An 18,191-nucleotide genomic window follows, 5' to 3' on the forward strand; every position below is an offset into this window, starting at 1 on the left:
GGGGGTGTACGGCACTACAGCGCATCCTGCTCCGGTTATCAGGGGCCCGGCCGGGAGACGTAACGTACTCATGCCTCCCGCGCATATGTGACCGGTTCACACAGCCCCGTGCAGGATCCGCAGGACCTCCTCGATCCGCCCTGCCGTAATCGCTCCCCGGTCAAGCAGTTCGTGAATGATCGCTTCGGCCTCCCCCCCGGTGCAGTCCTGGAAGGACCGGTTCGCGCCGCCACAGAGGAGTATGATGGGCTTGTCACGGTAGTCCTTCAGTATCCTGACATTCTCGATGTTACCCTGCCCGATAGGCATGGCCGTGACGACGATTGCAGACGCGGCATCGATACACCGCCCGAGGCTATCGCGGGCGCCCGGGGAGATCGCGGCAAAGGGCGCCTCGGTGACGCAGGGGATACCCAGCGCCGTCGCGGTCGCATAGTCGGTATCAAAGACATTGAGCACACCGGTGCTCACCCGGAACCCTTCCCGGTGGAGAGCGTAGAGGAGATCGGATCCCGTGCCGCCGCCGCAGACGACATGTACCGTACGTTCCGACTGATGCTCCATGATAGGTTCATACACCGGGAGGATATAGGGCCTCCCTGTCAGCGGGTGGGCCCTTACCAGCGCGTCAATCCCGTACACCGTATTGATCGTCTCCCGGGTCAGCACATCTCCCGGCTCACCAACGGCGAATATCTTCTTCTCTTTCAGCATGATCAGGCGGTCGCAGTAGTATGCGGCAAGGTTCAGGTCGTGGAAGACGCTGATCACCGTGACCTCGCCGGTGAGGCTCCTGATGATGTTTAAGATCTCGATCCGGTGACTGATATCCAGGTTCGAGGTCGCCTCGTCGAGGAGCAGGATCTTCGGCTCCTGCGCGAGTGCCCGCGCGATCAGCGCCCGTTGCCGCTCGCCGCCACTGATCTTGTTGACCGACGAACCGGCGAGGTGCGCGATGTTTGCAAGGCGCATGGCGCGGTCGCAGATCTCCAGGTCCCGGGAAGTCGCGGAGGAGAGCTTCCCGATGTAGGGATGTCTCCCCATCATGACGATATCGCGCACGGTGTAATCGAAACTGATCGAGATCCCCTGCGGCACGACCGCGACCTGCTGCGCCATCTCCCGGAAACTGAAGGAATCCAGGCTCCGGGCGTTGAGGTAGATCTCCCCGTTCTCCGGGGCGACGATCCGGCTCATCGCCTTGATGAGCGTCGTCTTCCCTGCCCCGTTCGGCCCGATGATCCCGAGGATCTCGCCTTTCTTTGCAGACAGCGAGACTGCTTCGAGGACCTTCTTTGCGCCGTAGGAGACGTCGATACCAATGACCTCGACTGGTTTCATGCTTTCATCCGGCTCCGCAGGAGGTATATGAAGAACGGTGCGCCGAAACAGGCGGTGATGATCCCGACCGGCATATCGCCGGCAAACGTCCTCGTGAGCGTATCAGACCAGAGGAGGAGGATCCCGCCCGCAAGTGCGGCCGCAGGAAGGAGGATACGGTGGTCGGGCCCGACGATCAGGCGCATCACGTGGGGTGTGATCAGGCCGATGAACCCGATCGCTCCCGCGATCGAGACCGCTATCCCTGTCAGGAAGGCGCTCGCAAAGAGGAGGATCTGTTTCAGCCGCTCGACGTTCACGCCGAGGTGGATCGCGTCCTCGTCGCCGAGCGATATGATGTTGATATCGCGCGCATAGAGGTAGACGGCCAGGCACCCGACCGGGATGAGGATGGCGATGCGGACGTCGCCCCACGAGACGTTCCAGAACCCTCCCATCAGCCAGAACATGATCTGGTGCAGGCTCCGTCCGGAGGTGTACATGAGAAACGAGAGGAACGCCGAGAGCAGCATCGAGAGGGCAACGCCGGAGAGCAGGAGCGTCTCGACCGGGATCCTCCCGCCCTGGCGGGCGATGATGTAGACGGCAAAGGTGGCGATCGCGGCCCCGGCAAATGCAAAGACCGGCAGTCCCGCACCCGCGAAGAGGACGATTGCAAGCGTGGCCCCGAGCGCCCCGCCGGACGATGTGCCGATGATATAGGGATCCGCCATGGAGTTCCGGAACAGCCCCTGCATGGCCGTGCCCGCCACGGCAAGCGCGCACCCGACCAGTGCCGCGGTGATCACCCTCGGTACCCTGACATCCCAGATAATCATCCCTGCGCTGGGCAGGGTAACCAGGGATCCGAGGGAAACCGGCCCGAGAACGACTGCACAGGCCATGCTGATGAGGAGCGTGCAGGTGAGTGCCAGGATCGCGATGGGCGCCGTTCTTCGCATACGGTGTAGTAAAATTAAATTTACTTTGTTAAAATATATTTGGTTAGTGGTGTGGTGCGCGTGGAGCTCGCCGCATCTCCGGCCATGCCCTGCGGGGCTCCGGGTATGGCGCATCAGGTTGTCTGCAGTTGTGGGATAGCCTGCTGTAGCCCGTGACGGCCTCGCGCAAAGAGCGCGAAGGCGTGAAGGGATGGTGATGCGATCCCGCACGGAGCAACCCGGGGTGCGGGGTTCTCCAGGTGTTCCTGGGCGCTGGTGCCCGGGCGCGTTCTCCCGGAGATAGCGCTTGCGTTAACCTCATACTCTCGGATAACCAAGTTATCTGCCATATGGGCAACCTGAATGTCGCCGTGCTGGGACCTCTCGGCTACGCAAAAGACCTCGGGAAGAAAGGCACGACATCCGATATCACCTTCTACAACCTGAAGAAGGGCGACGATACCGTCACCTTCATCGAACCGACCCGGTATCCCGAGCGGTTGGCCCCGCTCTTCTACGCCGCATCGATGGCTGATACGGCCCTCGTCGTGGTGGGCGAGATCACCCCGACGTTCGGGGAGTGGGTCCTGATGCTCGATGAGGTGGGGGTAGAGCAGGGCTGCATCGTCCTCCTGAACTACCTCACCCCCGGAGACCTCATGCCGTTCCTCCGCGGGACGGTGCTCGAACACTATGAGTTTGCAGACGTCGACCCGATTGCGCTGCGCGACCGCCTGCTCGCTCGCGCACACGCCCGCGCATCCGCCCAGCCCGGCGCCGGCGCCGCGGGATCGGTCCCCATCGATCACCACTTCAACGTCCGCGGCATCGGGACGGTCATTCTCGGCGGCGTTGTGCGGGGCGGCATCAGGAAGCACGACACCCTGAAGGTCTACCCCGGGGAGCAGGCGATCACGGTGCGGTCCATCCAGAAGCACGACGACGACTTCGACTGGGCGGCCGAGGGCGACCGCGTGGGGCTCGCGCTCAAGAACATCGAGTCCGACGACCTCGACCGGGGTTTTGTCCTCTCAAGCGATCCCGCAATCCGGACCCGGACGAACCTTGAGGCCCGGGCGACCCTGGTCAAATACTGGCCGGCACCGCTCACGGCAGGGACGGTGCTCCACGTCGGCCACTGGATGCAGTTTATCCCGGCGCGGGTGGAGGCGGTGCGGGACGACGGAGACTGGCGGCAGCCGACGCTCACACTCGCGCTGGAAAAGGACCTTATCCACCTCCCGGGAGATACGGCGGTCCTCCACTACCTCGAGGGCGGGAAACTCCGGATCGCCGGGCATATCGAGTTGCCGTGAGCGGGGGTTGTGAGAACCCCGTTTTTTTCAAGCCTGGTCCTGCAGGGGTGTGTTGGGGGGTAATGCAGGCGGCCCAGGGGGTCGGGCAGAGCGAAGACCGGGGCTTCCAGAACCCCAGCCGCTCCGACAGTCACAGGACCCTCGGAGATCCCCTCCGATGCGATTGGCGACCGGCCCGGGCGCCGCGAGGCTAGCTGTGGTCAAACTCCGGGCGTTCTGGCAGTAGGGGGTGAGGGCATCCTTCACCCGATGCAGCAAAAAAAGGTTAATGGTCTCTGCACTCTATCTAGAAGTCAGGAGACTGTAACGATGAGTGCTACAGGAGAACAATACGTCGTTGATGAGCACGGGAACCGTGTCGCGATTATTCTTCCTCTCCGGGAGTATGAGCAACTGCAGGAGGACCTCCATGACCTTGCCGTGGTAGCAGAGCGGCGCGAAGAACCAAGCATAGGATTTGACGAGTTCAAGAAGCGATATGAGCGATAATGGTGGGATATGCGGTTCTCATCAAAGAAAGCGTTGAGAAGGATATCGCAGCATTGCCGGGTGAGGTTGTTCTGCGCATTCTACAGGACATAGAGGCTCTGTCTGAAAGACCGTTGCCGCCCGGTGTGCGCAAGTTAAGCGGAGCAGAGCATCTCTACCGGATTTGGGTAGGAGATTACCGGATTATATACGCTGTGAATCATGGAGAACAGGAGGTTATAATCCTCTATGTCCGCCACCGGCACACTTGCATATCGTGGGTTGTGACTCCCTGGGCATCCTGAACATTCAAGACCGAATTCGGTCATGATGCTGTACTATCCATGAGATACAAAAATACGCCGTAATCTCCTTCAAACCCCGGGGCGAAGATACTGCACCTTCATCCCCGCCCCGAAGATCCTCTTGCTTTCTGCTCCTGCAATAACTCGTTTGGCGAATAAAACATCGGTTACGACAAAACCGGACAGGTCCGTCACGCCGTAATCGAAGAATACCGAAGACAGGGGAGTTCCCGGACCCACGATCGTCACCCCCTTTGCATTTGCCGAGAGCTCAAGAAGCCGCGGCATACTTTTGTCGCCGACAGCGGCACAGGTGAGAAACGCATAATCGCATTCCGGCAGCAAGTATTCGCAGGCAGAATACGGGTAATCTCCCTCCTCCGGGTCCCACTCAACAATGCTCAGGTCGCAGACAGGGGCAATCAGCTTCTCAAGGAACGGAAAATGGCCGACAACACAGACCTTCTTTCCTTTCACGAGATTCTGGGATTTGATGAACGGGTCTTTCAACCGCTCCTCGACCCGTTTCTTTTCTGCAACCTCGATTCCCGCTCTCCTCGCGGTATCCGGATGATTGTACCACGCGTTGATTGCCGAATGGCCGATTGATGCTTCCTGCAGGTTCCAGGACTTCACATACCCGGCAATCTCTTTCAACGGCTTTCCAATCCTGTTCCCGGTCATCATCGGGGCACGCTGGACATAATCGCGGTATGCTGCAAGACCGATGTTGCCGTTTGCCTCGACATACGTCATCTCCCCGCCGATGACGATATCATCAACGATGACGTCGTCAGGGATCTGCTCGATCAATGCGTCGTATAACTCCCACATAACTCATCTCTCCTGAAATTCCGGAATGCTCTCTTTTGCGACAACCCCTCCCCCCCGGAGCTGATTGCGGATATCGAGGAGGACGGAATCGATCGCCTCAATCCTGTGAAGCGTCCATTCCTCCTCGGCAGTCGTCTCGATCACTTTCGCGATACCTCCGTTCCTGATGACGATCCGCTTATCGGCACGGAGGGCAAGAAGCGGGTCGTGCGTCGACATGAGAACAATCTTCTCGTTGCCAACAAGGAGTTTGATCGCCTCCCGCCGGTCGATACCTGCATTCTCCAGCTCGTCGATGAGGATGATCGGGGACAAACTCAGAAGAGCGGTGTCGGCAATCATCAGCGACCGCGACTGTCCGCCGGAGAGCTGGGTGACCTTCGTATCCAGCGTGAACTTCTCGCCGGCGAGAGAATTGGCAACCGCAAAACACTTCTCTACAACCGCGGAGGAGTCGGGGATCATCCGGCTTTTCGCATGCATCTCCAGGAATTCCTGGACAGTTAAATCCATGACGAAGTTCATATTCTGCGAGAGCTGGGCAACCAGTTTTCCTCCGGCAGAAAACCTCTTGTTGAGATCGGGGACTGAGCCGTTGATGAGAATCTGCCTTGCGGTCGGCGTATCGCGCTGGGCAAGGCACTCGATATCCTCAAGCAGCCTGCTTTTCCCTGAACCGGTAGGACCGACGATACTTACGACCTCACCGGGCGTTATTGTCAGTTCGACCATCTCGGGTTTTCCCGCCTTATCCCGTCCGCCGAGGATCGTAATGGAGGAAATTGCCTCAACAGATTCCTTCTTCCTGGAAAAAGCCTCAAGAAATGCACAGAAGTGGAAGATGACCTCTTCGCGGTCAAGCCCGAACTCCTCAAGCATATCCTCATCGACGTCCTCCAGGATCTCGGGGAGTGTTTTGGTCTCATCAACCCCGACCAGGCGTATGTTGGCGAGGTAATCGACCGCAAGGGGGTAACGGCGGAGGATATCGCCGATTGGCACGGTAGAAACCTCTGCAGCGTAATCGAGGGCCTTCATACGTCGTCGAACTCCATCCGTTTGACCATCCCCATCTGGTACATCTCCCCGATGAGAGTCTCACCGGTACAGTAGGAACAGATGGCGGCAGGCATGGTGAACCTGAGTTTGCGGTCGCGAAGCGTCTGGATATCAAGGGCGTCCTGCCAGTAGCGGGCAAGCATAAACGCTCCCTGGCCGGTGATCCCGTTGACGAAAAGAACTATTGCCGATGCATTGACCTCACGGATATTGAAGGCAAAGACCTCGCGTTCCGCCTGGGAGACGATGTCCCCTTTGGTGACGACGACAATATCGGCGTATTTCAGCATCGGGCCGATCTTCCTCGGCGTGTTGACGCCGGAGAGGTTGTCGATCACACAGACCGAGAGAATACCGTTCACGTATGGCGAGCACCGGTTGCAGAGACCTGCGCTTTCCGTGACAAGGACCGACAATCCCTTTTTCATACCCCATTCAACCGCCTCTTCGACATTGCTGACGAAAAAATGATCCGGGCAGATTTTTCCTGCAAATGCAGTCTGATTGGGTATCTGCTGTTCATCATAGCGCTGGTGATCGAAGGAGGTGAGCGAGTCGAACTTCACGACACCCACGCTTCCTTCGGGCAGTCCGAGGGCTGCAATGGTTTTGAGAATCACGGAGGTCTTCCCCGAAGATGGGGGGCCTGCAACGGTAATCAGCTTCATAACGCCTGGTGATTTGTTATGGGGCGCGTAAATGTATAATGTTTGCTAAATACAAATCGTTAATTCGAATGGGCTTACTGGCGATCTCCAATACTCCGTACACGAAAAAGGGAAGAGTACCGATCACATTTCGCACTCTTCGGAAGGTTTCATCCCGGGAGCACGAGCGTTCCGGACTCTGGTTCCGGTACTGGTATGTTTCTCTGGAATACGCCTATAATGCGCTGTTTCAGGCTGGATGGTAGACCTGGCCCGTTGCTTCCATGCCTGTCCCGGTACACCGGACCGTGGCGGATATCGCCGCGGGGGGGCTAAAAAAAGGGTTTGGTTTAGATGAGTTTGAAGAGCGGGTGGGTATCGACCTTGGGCTCGATACCGAGATCACGCACCGCTTCCAGCACGACGATGTCGACGTAGGCCTGTGCGGTGATCATCGCTTCGACGTTCTCGATCGGGCCGTACATGATCAGGTCGGCGCCGAGCGTGCTTGCAACCATGTTGCACCCGATATCGGGGGCAGACCATGCCGCCTGGCGCAGTCCGTCCGTACCGCCGAGGTAGTGGTGCGTGAGCTGCTTGATGAGGTTCTCTTTGCCCTCGAGGCCGGCCAGCTGCTGCGAGGGAACTTTCTTCGTCCCCTTCCACCGCTTCAGCCAGGTCCAGGAGACGGTCATGTTGTGGTAAGCGCCACCGGTGGGGAGACCGTGGATCGCCTTGCAGGCGAGGATCTCACGGTACGAACCGCCGGAACCGAGACCGAGCGGGGTCGCCGCGGTGTCGAGGATCGGGCGGGTGATGCCGCACTTCTCCGCGATCTCAAGCATCCCCATCTCCTGTCCGGCGACGCCGCCCTCGACCAGAACCTTCTCACGGCCGGCGACCGACGGGTCACCGGGGTTGAAGGCGAGGACGATCGCGGCGTTCACGTCGCTCTTTGCCAGCGCCTCGATGTTCTCGGGCAGGATCGAACCGTTGATCGAGTTGTAGATCGCACGGTCCGCAACGCCGGCCTGCGTGACGTAGTCACACGCGTGGGCAAGCGCCGCCGGGACGGAAGAGTCCATCAGGAACGCGGTCTTGTCGTCGATGCTGCAGAACCAGTCGATGTAACTCTCGAAGGCCTCGCCGAACTCCCCGATGATCTGGATGAAGTGCGGGATACCGGTGAGATCCGAGAGTTCCTGGCAGCGGTTCCAGAGCGCCTCCGCCGTGGGTTTGTCAATCTTTCCGGTGTGGTCATCCAGAACAACTTCGTGCTTGTTGTAGAAGATGGATGCACCGAGCACGGTCGGGTATTCTCCAGGCTGCCCGCCGATCTTGGTACCGCTAAAGTCGTGTACCGTCTGCTCTTTTTCGAACTTGAACATATTCGTCAATCCTCCTTACAGGTACCCAACTAACTTGGGCAGTAACACCAACAACATCATGAATACAATCAAACCTGCAACCAGTCCATACAGGATGCCGATATCGCGCCCGACTTTCCTTCCGACGCGCTGGGCAATCTCTGCATCGACGAACTCGATCCTCTCTTCGATAGCGTTGAGCCGCTCCTCGATCTCAAGGAACTGCGGGTTTGCGCCTGCAACGGCAACTTCCGCCGCACCGCCGGCCGCTTCCTTGACCTCGACGATCATGGGTTCTGCGGGGAACGCACCGGGGTCCTTGGCCTTGAGTTCGTTGATCTTGGCCTTGATGGTCCCCATATCCTCGCTTTCCATGATGTCGACGATCTCGACCTGCTCCTGGAAGCGCTTGATCGCTTCATCAGAGAGGTTCTCGATGAACGGGATGGCTCCCTGGGCGCCGACGATCTTACCGCCGGAAACACCGCCGGCATGCAGAGCGATGAAACTCTGGCCGGAGAGGTGGCCCTTCACTTCCGTACCGCAGCAGAGGATGAACCTGATGTTGGGGTTGGAGATGACGTTTGCGATGACCTTCTCGAGGCCGAGGTTCTCGGTCTTGCAGGACCCGGCGATTGCCGCTCCGGCATCGCAGATGCCCTGTTCGTCGAGGTGGGATCCCATGGTGACGACGCCGACGCAACTCTGCGCGTCTCCGGTGTGGAAGTCGCCCTGAACAATCGGCCATCCGCTGGCCGGTGATTTCTTCTCAACCATGTTAGATCGCCCCCAGCATCAGTGCCGGAACCAGGATCAGGAGCATCACGGCGACGATCCCGACTGCGAACCCGAGGATCCCCATGCCCATGATGCCCGATTCGAGTTTGGTCGTGCGGGCAAGGATCTGTGCCTTGTACCGGATGGCGTCCATCATTCTGTTGATTGCGGTCATCCGGATGGGGCCTGCCTGTTTACTTTCTTCTGCCATCTATATCACCCCAGCAGGATAAATCCAAGGATCACAAACGAGACGATCAGGCCGATCATGAGACCCTCGATCTTGCCCGAGTAGACACCGGCAGCAAACTTGTTGCGGTAGCCGATGTCGGTGACCATCCGCTCGATGACCTTCATCCGCGCATGTATCAGTGCCAGCTCGCCGGAGAGCGGCTGAACTTCGCCGGTTACCTCTTCGGCGCCGGCACCGGCCGCTTCCTTGACCTCGACGATCATGGGTTCTGCGGGGAACGCACCGGGGTCCTTGGCCTTGAGTTCGTTGATCTTGGCCTTGATGGTCCCCATATCCTCGCTTTCCATGATGTCGACGATCTCGACCTGCTCCTGGAAGCGCTTGATCGCTTCATCAGAGAGGTTCTCGATGAACGGGATGGCTCCCTGGGCGCCGACGATCTTACCGCCGGAAACACCGCCGGCATGCAGAGCGATGAAACTCTGGCCGGAGAGGTGGCCCTTCACTTCCGTACCGCAGCAGAGGATGAACCTGATGTTGGGGTTGGAGATGACGTTTGCGATGACCTTCTCGAGGCCGAGGTTCTCGGTCTTGCAGGACCCGGCGATTGCCGCTCCGGCATCGCAGATGCCCTGTTCGTCGAGGTGGGATCCCATGGTGACGACGCCGACGCAACTCTGCGCGTCTCCGGTGTGGAAGTCGCCCTGAACAATCGGCCATCCGCTGGCCGGTGATTTCTTCTCAACCATGTTCTTCACCTCACAGCAGTCCTAATACGATGACACCGGCAACCAGAAGGCCGATTGCCATGCCATACCAGAATGCGGTCACGCCTCCGGCGATCTTGAGGACTCCCTCTCTATTCGGGAACGATGCCAGGAAGTTGCCCTCGCCGGAGAGCATGCCGACCAGGTCGTCGGTGATCTTCTCGAGTTCCGCTACCTGTTCGAGCACGGGGGTGTACGAGACACCGGCGGTGGTGACGACACCGACCATCGGATCGACGACCAGCCCGTACTCGGGCAGCACCTGAATGTATGCCATTTAGGCACCTCCCTTGGGCTCCAGGATCGGCTGCGCGTCGAGCCATGCGTAGGCATCACGCTTCGAGAGCACAATGTACTGCGCATAGGTGTAGATCCACCCGACGATCGAGACCACGAGCGAGATGAGGGCAGGGATGAACGCGATGAACGCAAACGACATGATCGCAACGGGGATCATGGAGAGGAACCCGCACTCTGCGGCGAGCATGAGCGTCCGGTCCTGCTTCTCCCCCGGCCCGAGACAGGCGTTGAAGGAGTGCTGGATCGCGATTGCGGCGAGCATGAAGATCACGGCGATGATGCTGCCGCCGATGACGGAGGCCTCGTAACTCTGTACGGTGAATCCGAGGATGACGGTCGTGCCGGTGATCAGGTCCTGGAAGTTGAACGTTCCACCGACCATGGCTGCGAGGCCGAGCACTGTTATTGCACCGACAATCGCAAGTTCAGTCAGGGAGACGACCATGACCGGGATATCCATCCTGACCACGTGGTTAGCCAGCAGCCCGGCGACCGCACCGATGATCGCGGCAACGATGACCGCAACGATCGGCGCAAAGATGCCGGTCGTGGCTCCGACGAGCGCGGCGATGACACCGGACCCGAGCGCGATCATACCCGCCGACGGGACACCGGTACCAAGACCGTAGCTGCAGAGGTGCTTGATCGTGTCGGTACCCCAGAGGAGTGCGACCACGGCGGCAAGCCCGCCGAAGAACGCGAAGTACTGGGTCTGGGTAATCGTGTTCAGGTATGTCAGGTAGATGAGGACGATCGATCCCACGAGCCCGTAGATCAGGATCTGGTTGTGTGGGATGCCGCCTGCTCCTACTTCAATTTTTACCGACATTTAGAATACCCCCAGCAGTCCGAGCAGCCCGATTGCAAAGATGCCTGCAACCGCCGACGCCGCAGCGGCCGCGATGACCGCTCGCGGGAATCTCTTGAACTTGGGGTCGTGCGGCCCTTCGATCGTACCGGTGATGTTGTACGCCGCAAGCACGGCGTTCATCAGGAACATGCCGACCGCGAAGACGCCGGCAAGCGATATGGCGACGGGGGCGATCTGTTCGACCGTTGCGTTCAGGATTGTGGGCAACTGCGCCTGGTAGACCTCGAGGAGCTCGATGTAGATGAGCGTTCCGCCGAGACCGCCGAGTGCACCGCCAATGACGCCGCCAACCCAGGAGACGAACGGGAGGCCGTGCCCCTCGGTACCCTGGCTCTTGTACCCGGAGAAGGTGTCGCCCGTGATTGGGTCCTTGTCGACCTTACCGGAAGCTGCCGGGATACCCATGCCGAAGACGTAGACGACGTTTACCATCGTACAGGTGATCGCCATTAAGAGGCCGCCGCCAATCGCACCGCCGGCGAGGGCGACGGGAATTCCGAGCGGGACAGCCCACGCGCCGCCGAAGAGCCCGGCAAGGCCGGCGCCGGCTGCGAGCATCGCGACACCGGTCGCGATACCTGGTGCCTGTCCCATCGCTGCGGGTGCCCCGCCGACCGGGACGAAGTGGACGCCGAACCCGATCAGGACGCCGCCGATGATGATGCCGACGAGAGCGATCAGCCCGGCCATCTGCACGAGGAAGAAGGCGAGCGCAAGCGCGACGATGATAAGAACAATGCTGATAACGAGGCCCATCCCCGTCGGGGGCTGGATACCCGCAGTCTGTTTAGGTCCGCCGAGCGCGCTCATGATGACGCCTCCTCAGGAGCCGTATAGGGCCCGAAGGTCTTCCTTGCCCAGACCTCGATGTAGCGGTCAATGATGGCAAAGACCAGGATCACGACGATGCCGACGATGACCGCTCCCCATCCGTTGACGAGCGGCTCGAAGACCACGGTACGCCAGAGCTCGAAGAAGACGATCAGGCCAAAGCAGACTCCCGACGCGGGGCCGCCGAGTTTGGCGCTGAAGAACCCGTTGTCGAGCGAGTTCCGCTGGCCGGCTTCGGCGTAGCGGACGATGTTACCGGACGCGGAGATCGGAACTCCGGCTCCGAACTTCTGCTCCTGGTACTGCCGCTCCTTTCCGTAGAACGGGTTACCGGTTGCAGACCCGGCTGCACCGAGCGCGATACCCCATACGAGGCCCAGCAGTGGGAGCGGGAAGGGGTGGCCGAGTGCGCTGATGATCAGGTGACACATCGCGACGGTGGTGAAGATCGCAACGAACGCGTGTGCCATGGTCACGGTCGTCATCGACTTTAAGATATCGATGTAGACCGGCTGTCCAAACTTGGCGAGACTTGCAGTACGGCCGAGATACGCGGTTGTCGCGTAAACGCCCTGCACGAAGACTGCAAGAGCGCTCCCGAGTACGATTGCAAGTATCGGATTTATCTGCATCGCCATGAAAGCCCAGGCAAGGCCTGCACCCAGGGCAACCCAGAGGCCGTACGCGGGAGGTTCACCGGCAATTGCCTTGTTAAAGATGCGGTGAATATATCCCATCTGCGGAGCGAGCTGAACCTGAGAGTTCGGGTCACCCTGTGATCCGATATCAGACTCAGTATCCTCTGCAGCGCCGGCTACGGTTGCAAGAGCACCTGCCAATGCGGTAATGCCGATGCCAAATACGATCTCTTCCATTCAGCATCCTCCTTTGATGCACGTTGCACCAGAGTATGAGTTCAAAACCTTTTTGGTTCATTTAACAGTTGTTTATGACTTAATTAAAGGTTTCGAAAAGTTGCGCCGATATAGCAACGAAATGTTAAAAATCGCCCGGAATAGTCTTTTTAGTCATATGAGGTTACACTAAGGAAAAAAAAGTTGAATTGGGGTTACCGGGCCGGAATGATGAGCGAACGCTCGCCGGCGGGCATAAACTCGCGGATGGCACCCTTCGCGAACTCGCGGCGGGGCTCGGCGAAGTCGAACTTCAGGGCCGGGTCGGCGAAGCAGATCTTCACACGCGGGTCGAAGCACCACGCGTCGCCGCGCCCGTAGTGAGCGCCGCCGACGATCGCGGCGTACTCGCCCTGGTGGCCGACGTTCATCGCGTAGTTCGGGTAGTTCGGGCCGCGGACCTCGCCGATCGCGCCCTCGTCCCCACGGATGGAGAGCGAGTTCGCGGACCCGCACTGGTCCTGGAGGTCGTAGCCGAAGAAGCCGAGACGCGACCAGCCGTCCTTGTGCAGGAGCATCGAGAGATACCAGGCGTTCAGGCCGGCGTTCGAGTTGCCGGTCGCAATGGAGGTCGTGAGACCGGATGCGGCGGCGATGACACCGGCACGCTGGGACCCGCCGAAGTGGTCCTCCATCATGGTCGGGAACTGCTCGTACTGCTCCATGGCGTTGAGCGAGACCTCGGTCGCCATGTCGTTGACGATGTCGTAGGTCGGCTTGACCTTATCGTTCGGGCTCGGGTTCTTCCAGTCGACCTTGTACTTGTCCTTGATGTAGTCCATACCGTAGTAGGTGAACTCGTCAAGGATGTTGTCGGTGTAGGCCGCGGTCGCGTACTGGGTGAACCCGACACCGCCGGACATGTAGGAGCCGAGCCAGATCTGGTCATAGAGCATGGTTCCGGCGCCGACGACCTCAAGGGAGGCCCTGGAGGGGTCGTTCGGGTACTTCCGGTTCGCCTGGACGATATCCGAGAAGAGGCCGAACGCGAGGCCGCCGGGCTCGTTCGGGCCACGGGCACGCCGGGCGGGCAGGTGGGAGGCCATCTGGATGACGCCCGCGTGTTTCGCGGCGTAAGAGAGGTCGGCAACGGCCGCTTCACCGGCGCACATGCGGTAGGCGGCGATGAAGGACATGCCGATCTGCATTGCAGACCACCGGGAGGTCGTTCCACCGTCGCAGGTCCGTGAGACCGTGGTCGGGATGTGGATCGCCTGCCAGAGAGACTTCCCTACGGCTGCAGAGAGGGCCTGGGCCTGCTTGGCGGGGAAGAGCTTCTCGACGTCGAGGACGAACTGGGGCTCGAGGTCATCGGCAAGTTCCTGGTCGCCGGTGAAGACCTTGACGTAACAGTCGTCGACGAGGCCGGGGTGCGTCTCGACCATGTGCTCCTGGACGACGGCCGCGCCGGGCATGGCGTGGTTTAAGATATGGAGGTACTCGTTGATCGTCTCAGGGGTGACTTCCTTTCCGAGACGCTTCTGCAGGGTCTGGTGGGCAAGGTCCATGTTGACGATGACCGTCCTCCGGATGTCGTCCCAGAACTGCTGCATCGCAGCGTTGTTGACGAAGTGGAGGTCGTCGCCCTCGACGAAGACGCCGGTGCCGGAGACTTCATAGGTCATCAGCTGGCGCTGGCCCAGCGGGATACCGCCAAGGTGGCAGCGCTCGGGGTCGTACATGGAGATGCCGCGTCCCATCTCGATGGCCTTGCTGGCCTTCACGAACTCCATCTTGCGGGGAGACTGGTGAATACCGTTGAACTTGTAGTACTCTGCCGTATCGGACTGGACATCCTGTCCCTGGAACTTCTCCTTGAGTGCTTTCAGGAACATCTTCTGGGATCTTTCAATCTTTGCCATTGTGATCACTCCCTTGGAAGGAATCCGTATTTCGTCCGCAGCGTGTGGATACGCTGGACGTACTCGACGTACTCCTTGTCGTCGCGGTACGGGGTGCCGCCGAGCGAGTGGAAGATCGTCGTGTGGGCCTTGAGCCACTTCTCGTCGAGCGGCTTGCCGACGGCGACGGCACGGTCGAGGGGCTCGCCGATCTGGTTCTTGACGTAGCGGACGATGCCGTCCTCGCCAAGGACACTCCTCTGGAGCATGTCGAACATCATACCGTTCTCGGCAAGACGGAGCGAGTGGCCGTGCACGGTCGCACCGCGGATGCCGGTCCGGGCCGGGTCGAGGAGCTCGGTGTTGATGAGTTCCTTTGCGTACTTCTCGAGGTCACGCTCGCGGCACTCGACGATCTGGCGGCCGGAGAGCGTACCGGGGTCGATGCCGCGGAAGCGGTAGCACTCGGTGTAGGTCCGCTGGTAGGGCTGCGAGGGGGCGAAGAACATCGAGTCCGCGAACTGGATGTAGCGGACACGGTCGCCGGCCTTGGCGCCCTCTGTCGGGGTTACGATCTTCCTGATGGGGCAGTCGGGCTCCTGCTGCTCGGCGAGCGGCGGGTGGGCCGTTGGATAGGCGGCTCCCGGCGCCCTGTGGCCGAGGATCAGCACGATGTCCTCGTCAGTCACATCACGCATCTTTTCAAGCTTCTGGTTGGGGTTCATCTGCTTGCGCCGGTTCTCGGCGACCTTGGATGTACCCGGTCCGTATTGGGGCTTGTATGCCATGTTTCCTTTCACCTTCATGTTGGGTTTTTTAGCACTTTCATAACGGCACGAATGACCTCTGCCAGTTTTTCCCTGCCTGGCGTCTGACCCCGTGTCACACCGCTGACGATATCCATCACCATGCCTTTCGTCTTCACCCGGTCGGGCGGCGGCATAACCACTGCTGTCCTGACCCCCTCTTTTGCGAGGTCTTCGAAGTCGATCGGGACCTGGGAGACGACGATTGCCCTGATGTCTGCATGCTCAAGGATAAACCGGACCTTCTGCACCACGTGGGAGCGGACATTCCCATGGTGCAGGATGGCGACCTTGTGCTGCTCGATCTGGGCTATCTCCTTCTCGGTCAACCCGAAATACGCTCCGAGGACGTGACCCGCGACGGGGGAATCTGCCGGAACCCCGCTTCCTGCATTGAGGACGAGCGTGGTTACGGAGAACTGTGCCCCTTCCCTCCGGAGACCGGAGGTGATGTCGCAGACCGGTTTTGTGACGTGTCTGCGGCCCGGGGACATCCCGATCACGATCACATCCGGGGATCTCGCTTCGGAGATGGTCCCGCGCTGGGCAAGACCGCCTCCTTTTCCCATCCCCATGCTCTCGCGGCAGTCGACAACCTGGGTTACTCTTCCGATAGGCATCTTACTTGGTTCCCTGAATGATAACGGGGCCGTCTTTCCTCCGCGGATCGACAAGCCCGAGGATCTCTCTGTCGGCGTCAGGTCCGTACTTTGCGTAGTCGGACAGCGTCGGTCGGGTCTTCATGTACCGCCCCTGCTGGACGGTGCAGGAGAAACCCTTATCGGCAAAGACGTTGTCGACCGCCTCTCCGATAGCCGGGATGTACGACTCGTCCTCAAGCTCCAGGATGATTATTCCAACCTGTACCCGGAGCTGGACGTCCTGGTTTCCGACACGGATGATCTTACGGTCCGGGTGGGGGTTAGGTTGCCCCCGTGCCGGGCCGTATGGAACGGTGGCGGGAATACTCGGTCCGTTGATGGACATCCGGCGAATCCCGCCGACCTGAACGAGCCTGTTCAGGAGTTGTTCCGCTGTGTCGGGCCTGAGGAATCGCGCAGAAACGATTCGAACCTGAGGGTATATGGCTTCGGTCATCAGTATCCTTGTGTTATTTACACACCCTGTGCGATCTGCTGGAGCGGCTTGTTGAAGACGTCGACCTTGCCGTAGGTCTCGGCATAGATCTTCGAGGTGCTCTCGGGCGAGAACATCTGGGTTCCGGCATCGAGCGCCGCCGCGGCGACCACGCACGGGATAGCGACGCCTGCGGCGTGCCTGGTCACGACGTGGTTGCCGTTGAAGATACCGGGGCCGCCACCGCCGTAGATCGAGTGGCTGAAGAACGAGAACCCGACGGCAGTACCCATGACACGGCCGTAGTCACAGCCGGGGAGACCGGTCTCGTGCTCAAGCAGGTCGTTGAAGTACAGGAGCGTCGAGGAGACCGCCTGGGCGAACCGGCCGGCACCGCAGTTGACCATGGTGGCTGCCATGGTTCCGGCGGCGGCGTAGGCGTTCCAGAGCATGGGGTCCTTCGTGTCGTAGAACTGGAAGTACCCGCCCTTCTTGCCCGGAGCGATGACCTTGTCCTCGATGGCGCGCTCAACCAGGCTCTGGACGACCGTGCCGATGGTTCCGGTTGCTCCGTTCTTCTTGACGAGGTCGTAGACCAGGTTGTTCGCGTTCAGGCCCTGGTAAGCATAGGTGAGCAGATGGGCGCGCTCGAACGGTCCGATGGCGTTCCCCATCTCAAACATTCCTGCCTGCTCGAAGGTGGACGAGAGTGCGGCGCCTTCCATTGCGTTCTTGCCGGTCATCATGACGACGTGGTTGACCGGGATGTTCCGGAGCGCGTAGCCAAGACCTTCGTTGTTCTGGGGGATCGACAGGACGGAAGCGACGTTCGCGCCGCCGAGGTCCATCGTGTGCGGGTAGGAACCCCAGACTGCTGCCTTGACCATCGCTGCGTCGAACGCTCCGATGTTGAACTGCTCGACAAGCGAGTAGGTGGTCGCGGCTGCGACCGACGTGATCGTGGCATCGTAGGTGGATGCGGCCGCCAGGCGGACGCTCGGCACCTCAACGAGGATGAGTTTGCCGCCGTTGAACTCGCGGATCTTGGTGTCGTCACCCTCCTCGACCTGAACCATCTCCTTGATCTTGGCGATGACTGCGTCCTTGTTGCCGATGATGTCGAGGTTCATCTCGCGGCCGAGGACATAGCCCTTCGCTACCTTTCCGGTCTTCAGGGACTCCTGGATACCGTTCAGGTTGACAGCAACCGTCCTCTTGGTGAGGTCGATAAGCTTCCTGGTTGCCGGGTTGACCAGCGGGCTGATCTTCTCAAGCGGCACACCGCTCTTCAACTGCTTGCCTGCATCATCGTACAGGTCAATAGTTTCCTTGTATTTTGCCATAATTTTCCTCCATTACCCTCTTTGAGTGCATACAATCTGGAACTGTGAACTGAACGCTAAAAGTATCACTGACTGTGTCTGATGATAACTACTGCACGTCCTCGTGGGACAAAAAGATAATAACCTTCTCTGACGATATAAGCGTTGCTATTTACGCCTATGGTTAGATATATATCCGGTGTGCAATATTAGATATTTACTGAATATCGGTCAA

General features: G+C 59.7%; 21 protein-coding genes. 3 read left to right on the forward strand and 18 right to left on the reverse strand.

Annotation, left to right across the window (positions count from 1 at the left end; translation table 11 throughout):
• Nucleotides 1-96 precede the first annotated feature (96 nt).
• On the reverse strand, nt 97-1,341 hold the full coding sequence (locus QZ408_RS09275) for an ABC transporter ATP-binding protein (protein WP_292491114.1): 1,245 nt from the start codon (nt 1,339-1,341) through the stop codon (nt 97-99).
• Nucleotides 1,338-2,282 carry an iron chelate uptake ABC transporter family permease subunit gene (locus tag QZ408_RS09280; RefSeq protein ID WP_292491116.1) on the reverse strand — a complete coding sequence of 315 codons (945 nt, stop codon included), beginning with the start codon at nt 2,280-2,282 and terminating at the stop codon, nt 1,338-1,340. The genes QZ408_RS09275 and QZ408_RS09280 overlap by 4 nt, the downstream gene beginning before the upstream one ends.
• Before the next feature lie 329 nt (nt 2,283-2,611).
• Here QZ408_RS09280 and QZ408_RS09285 point away from each other — a divergent pair, with 329 nt between their 5' ends.
• The 3 genes from QZ408_RS09285 to QZ408_RS09295 all read left to right on the forward strand — a co-directional run bounded on the left by QZ408_RS09285 (nt 2,612) and on the right by QZ408_RS09295 (nt 4,350).
• Nucleotides 2,612-3,577, forward strand: coding sequence for an EF-Tu/IF-2/RF-3 family GTPase (locus QZ408_RS09285; protein WP_292491117.1), 966 nt, complete (start codon nt 2,612-2,614; stop codon nt 3,575-3,577).
• 309 nt (nt 3,578-3,886) lie between these two features.
• Nucleotides 3,887-4,066: a type II toxin-antitoxin system Phd/YefM family antitoxin gene (locus tag QZ408_RS09290; protein WP_292491119.1), complete on the forward strand. Its 180-nt coding sequence runs from the start codon at nt 3,887-3,889 to the stop codon at nt 4,064-4,066.
• Nucleotides 4,066-4,350, forward strand: a complete 285-nt coding sequence (locus QZ408_RS09295) for a type II toxin-antitoxin system RelE/ParE family toxin (RefSeq protein ID WP_292491121.1) — start codon at nt 4,066-4,068, stop codon at nt 4,348-4,350. The genes QZ408_RS09290 and QZ408_RS09295 overlap by 1 nt, the downstream gene beginning before the upstream one ends.
• Nucleotides 4,351-4,419: 69 nt before the next feature.
• Here the strand turns inward: QZ408_RS09295 and QZ408_RS09300 are convergent, their stop codons facing one another.
• From QZ408_RS09300 to mcrB, 16 genes are all read right to left on the reverse strand, one after another.
• Nucleotides 4,420-5,184 carry a DUF364 domain-containing protein gene (locus QZ408_RS09300; protein WP_292491122.1) on the reverse strand — a complete coding sequence of 255 codons (765 nt, stop codon included), beginning with the start codon at nt 5,182-5,184 and terminating at the stop codon, nt 4,420-4,422.
• Between the two features lie 3 nt (nt 5,185-5,187).
• The gene (locus tag QZ408_RS09305) at nt 5,188-6,222 is read right to left on the reverse strand and encodes an ABC transporter ATP-binding protein (protein WP_292491124.1); all 1,035 of its coding nucleotides are present in this window, start codon (nt 6,220-6,222) and stop codon (nt 5,188-5,190) included.
• Entirely contained in the window at nt 6,219-6,911 is a 693-nt protein-coding gene (locus tag QZ408_RS09310; protein ID WP_292491126.1) for a GTP-binding protein, read from the reverse strand. Before QZ408_RS09310 ends, QZ408_RS09305 begins: the two co-directional genes overlap by 4 nt.
• Nucleotides 6,912-7,240: 329 nt before the next feature.
• Entirely contained in the window at nt 7,241-8,278 is a 1,038-nt protein-coding gene (mtrH, locus tag QZ408_RS09315) for a tetrahydromethanopterin S-methyltransferase subunit H (RefSeq protein ID WP_292491128.1), read from the reverse strand.
• Nucleotides 8,279-8,293: 15 nt separating this feature from the next.
• Nucleotides 8,294-9,034 (reverse strand): tetrahydromethanopterin S-methyltransferase subunit A, encoded by a 741-nt coding sequence (mtrA, locus tag QZ408_RS09320; protein WP_292491130.1) that lies wholly within the window; start codon nt 9,032-9,034, stop codon nt 8,294-8,296.
• A gap of 1 nt (nt 9,035) precedes the next feature.
• On the reverse strand, nt 9,036-9,245 hold the full coding sequence (locus QZ408_RS09325) for a tetrahydromethanopterin S-methyltransferase subunit F (protein ID WP_292491132.1): 210 nt from the start codon (nt 9,243-9,245) through the stop codon (nt 9,036-9,038).
• 5 nt (nt 9,246-9,250) lie between these two features.
• Nucleotides 9,251-9,976 (reverse strand): tetrahydromethanopterin S-methyltransferase subunit A, encoded by a 726-nt coding sequence (gene mtrA / locus QZ408_RS09330; protein ID WP_292491134.1) that lies wholly within the window; start codon nt 9,974-9,976, stop codon nt 9,251-9,253.
• 10 nt (nt 9,977-9,986) lie between these two features.
• On the reverse strand, nt 9,987-10,271 hold the full coding sequence (gene mtrB, locus QZ408_RS09335) for a tetrahydromethanopterin S-methyltransferase subunit MtrB (protein WP_292491136.1): 285 nt from the start codon (nt 10,269-10,271) through the stop codon (nt 9,987-9,989).
• Nucleotides 10,272-11,123 carry a tetrahydromethanopterin S-methyltransferase subunit MtrC gene (gene mtrC / locus QZ408_RS09340; protein ID WP_292491138.1) on the reverse strand — a complete coding sequence of 284 codons (852 nt, stop codon included), beginning with the start codon at nt 11,121-11,123 and terminating at the stop codon, nt 10,272-10,274.
• Nucleotides 11,124-11,975 carry a tetrahydromethanopterin S-methyltransferase subunit D gene (gene mtrD / locus QZ408_RS09345; protein WP_292491140.1) on the reverse strand — a complete coding sequence of 284 codons (852 nt, stop codon included), beginning with the start codon at nt 11,973-11,975 and terminating at the stop codon, nt 11,124-11,126.
• A complete protein-coding gene (gene mtrE, locus QZ408_RS09350) occupies nt 11,972-12,871 on the reverse strand; it encodes a tetrahydromethanopterin S-methyltransferase subunit E (RefSeq protein WP_292491142.1) in 900 nt (299 codons plus the stop codon). Before mtrE ends, mtrD begins: the two co-directional genes overlap by 4 nt.
• Nucleotides 12,872-13,065: 194 nt before the next feature.
• Nucleotides 13,066-14,772: a coenzyme-B sulfoethylthiotransferase subunit alpha gene (gene mcrA / locus QZ408_RS09355; protein WP_292491143.1), complete on the reverse strand. Its 1,707-nt coding sequence runs from the start codon at nt 14,770-14,772 to the stop codon at nt 13,066-13,068.
• A gap of 5 nt (nt 14,773-14,777) precedes the next feature.
• Nucleotides 14,778-15,539, reverse strand: coding sequence for a coenzyme-B sulfoethylthiotransferase subunit gamma (gene mcrG, locus QZ408_RS09360; protein ID WP_292491274.1), 762 nt, complete (start codon nt 15,537-15,539; stop codon nt 14,778-14,780).
• 14 nt (nt 15,540-15,553) lie between these two features.
• On the reverse strand, nt 15,554-16,177 hold the full coding sequence (gene mcrC / locus QZ408_RS09365; RefSeq protein WP_292491144.1) for a methyl-coenzyme M reductase I operon protein C: 624 nt from the start codon (nt 16,175-16,177) through the stop codon (nt 15,554-15,556).
• Nucleotide 16,178: 1 nt separating this feature from the next.
• Nucleotides 16,179-16,655, reverse strand: coding sequence for a methyl-coenzyme M reductase operon protein D (mcrD, locus tag QZ408_RS09370; RefSeq protein ID WP_292491145.1), 477 nt, complete (start codon nt 16,653-16,655; stop codon nt 16,179-16,181).
• Nucleotides 16,656-16,672: 17 nt separating this feature from the next.
• On the reverse strand, nt 16,673-17,977 hold the full coding sequence (gene mcrB / locus QZ408_RS09375; RefSeq protein ID WP_292491147.1) for a coenzyme-B sulfoethylthiotransferase subunit beta: 1,305 nt from the start codon (nt 17,975-17,977) through the stop codon (nt 16,673-16,675).
• Nucleotides 17,978-18,191: the final 214 nt, after the last annotated feature.

This window comes from Methanoculleus sp. 10 (assembly GCF_913757945.1).
In the GTDB taxonomy this organism is placed as follows: Archaea; Halobacteriota; Methanomicrobia; order Methanomicrobiales; family Methanoculleaceae; genus Methanoculleus.

Excerpts from the sequence above, each read along its gene's own strand:
- QZ408_RS09300 (WP_292491122.1), bottom strand. The coding sequence starts at position 5,184 with ATGTGGGAGTTATACGACGCATTGATCGAGCAGATCCCTGACGACGTC.
- mtrA (WP_292491134.1), bottom strand. The coding sequence starts at position 9,976 with ATGGTTGAGAAGAAATCACCGGCCAGCGGATGGCCGATTGTTCAGGGC.
- mcrD (WP_292491145.1), bottom strand. The coding sequence starts at position 16,655 with ATGACCGAAGCCATATACCCTCAGGTTCGAATCGTTTCTGCGCGATTC.
- QZ408_RS09280 (WP_292491116.1), bottom strand. The coding sequence starts at position 2,282 with ATGCGAAGAACGGCGCCCATCGCGATCCTGGCACTCACCTGCACGCTC.
- QZ408_RS09305 (WP_292491124.1), bottom strand. The coding sequence starts at position 6,222 with ATGAAGGCCCTCGATTACGCTGCAGAGGTTTCTACCGTGCCAATCGGC.
- QZ408_RS09275 (WP_292491114.1), bottom strand. The coding sequence starts at position 1,341 with ATGAAACCAGTCGAGGTCATTGGTATCGACGTCTCCTACGGCGCAAAG.
- QZ408_RS09290 (WP_292491119.1), top strand. The coding sequence starts at position 3,887 with ATGAGTGCTACAGGAGAACAATACGTCGTTGATGAGCACGGGAACCGT.
- mcrC (WP_292491144.1), bottom strand. The coding sequence starts at position 16,177 with ATGCCTATCGGAAGAGTAACCCAGGTTGTCGACTGCCGCGAGAGCATG.
- mtrD (WP_292491140.1), bottom strand. The coding sequence starts at position 11,975 with ATGAGCGCGCTCGGCGGACCTAAACAGACTGCGGGTATCCAGCCCCCG.
- QZ408_RS09310 (WP_292491126.1), bottom strand. The coding sequence starts at position 6,911 with ATGAAGCTGATTACCGTTGCAGGCCCCCCATCTTCGGGGAAGACCTCC.
- mtrA (WP_292491130.1), bottom strand. The coding sequence starts at position 9,034 with ATGGTTGAGAAGAAATCACCGGCCAGCGGATGGCCGATTGTTCAGGGC.
- mcrA (WP_292491143.1), bottom strand. The coding sequence starts at position 14,772 with ATGGCAAAGATTGAAAGATCCCAGAAGATGTTCCTGAAAGCACTCAAG.
- mtrB (WP_292491136.1), bottom strand. The coding sequence starts at position 10,271 with ATGGCATACATTCAGGTGCTGCCCGAGTACGGGCTGGTCGTCGATCCG.
- mcrB (WP_292491147.1), bottom strand. The coding sequence starts at position 17,977 with ATGGCAAAATACAAGGAAACTATTGACCTGTACGATGATGCAGGCAAG.
- mtrE (WP_292491142.1), bottom strand. The coding sequence starts at position 12,871 with ATGGAAGAGATCGTATTTGGCATCGGCATTACCGCATTGGCAGGTGCT.
- mtrC (WP_292491138.1), bottom strand. The coding sequence starts at position 11,123 with ATGTCGGTAAAAATTGAAGTAGGAGCAGGCGGCATCCCACACAACCAG.
- mtrH (WP_292491128.1), bottom strand. The coding sequence starts at position 8,278 with ATGTTCAAGTTCGAAAAAGAGCAGACGGTACACGACTTTAGCGGTACC.
- QZ408_RS09325 (WP_292491132.1), bottom strand. The coding sequence starts at position 9,245 with ATGGCAGAAGAAAGTAAACAGGCAGGCCCCATCCGGATGACCGCAATC.
- QZ408_RS09295 (WP_292491121.1), top strand. The coding sequence starts at position 4,066 with ATGGTGGGATATGCGGTTCTCATCAAAGAAAGCGTTGAGAAGGATATC.
- QZ408_RS09285 (WP_292491117.1), top strand. The coding sequence starts at position 2,612 with ATGGGCAACCTGAATGTCGCCGTGCTGGGACCTCTCGGCTACGCAAAA.
- mcrG (WP_292491274.1), bottom strand. The coding sequence starts at position 15,539 with ATGGCATACAAGCCCCAATACGGACCGGGTACATCCAAGGTCGCCGAG.